At 68.9% G+C, this 846-nt stretch carries 1 protein-coding gene; it reads left to right on the top strand.

Annotation, left to right across the window (positions count from 1 at the left end; genetic code table 11):
* The coding region (locus ABDZ95_RS15330; protein WP_343794845.1) for an outer membrane beta-barrel protein at positions 1 to 846 on the top strand (846 nt) is incomplete at both ends.

Below are 846 nucleotides of genomic sequence, written 5' to 3'. Positions count from 1 at the left end.
GTGAGATCGACTCGATCTCGACGACGACGGGTCCGGGTCTGACGACCGAGATCGACGACAGCTGGGCGGGCTTCGCCCGTCTGGGTTACCGTTTCAACGAGAACTGGCGCGTTGAGCTCGAGGGCGGTTTCCGCGACGCGGGCAAGATCGAGTCGGTGAACCTGACCTCGACGGGCGCAGCTGCGTTCTGCGGTCCGGTTCCGGCGGCTCCGGCGTGCTCGGTTCCGGAAGGCGAGATGACGTCGACCACCCTGATGGCCAACGTGATCTATGACTTCGGCGACGCGTCGTGGTCGATCCGTCCGTTCATCGGTCTGGGCGCGGGCATCAACCGTGTCGACACCCAGATCCTGGGCGTTCGCAACATCACGGGCCGTCCGAGCGTGGGCGCTGACGACACCTCGACGGATCTGGCCGCGCAAGCGATCGCCGGTCTGGCCGTGGCGATCAGCGATCGGGCCCATCTGGACCTGACCTACCGCTACCTGACGTCGAACTACAGCTACAACACCTTCTCGGGCTCGGCCGCTGCGGCCATCGGTCCGTACGAAGGCCGTTACGACGACAGCCACACCCTGTCGCTGGGCCTGCGCTATGCGTTCGGCGCCGCGGAGCCGGCCTATGTGCCGCCGCCGCCCCCGCCGCCGCCCCCGCCGCCCCCGCCGCCTCCGCCTCCGCCGCCTCCGCCGCGTCCGGCGGTCCCGGCTGACCGCGAGTTCGTGGTGTACTTCGACTGGGATCGCTCGGACCTGACGGCCGAAGCCCAGTCGGTGGTGACGCAAGCCGCCAACTACGCCAAGTCGGGTCGTCCGACCCGCGTCCTGATCGTCGGCCACGCCGACACCT

This window comes from Brevundimonas kwangchunensis (genome assembly GCF_039523815.1).
Taxonomy (GTDB): Bacteria; Pseudomonadota; Alphaproteobacteria; order Caulobacterales; family Caulobacteraceae; genus Brevundimonas; species Brevundimonas kwangchunensis.
This window is presented reverse-complemented; position numbering and strand designations above follow the sequence as displayed.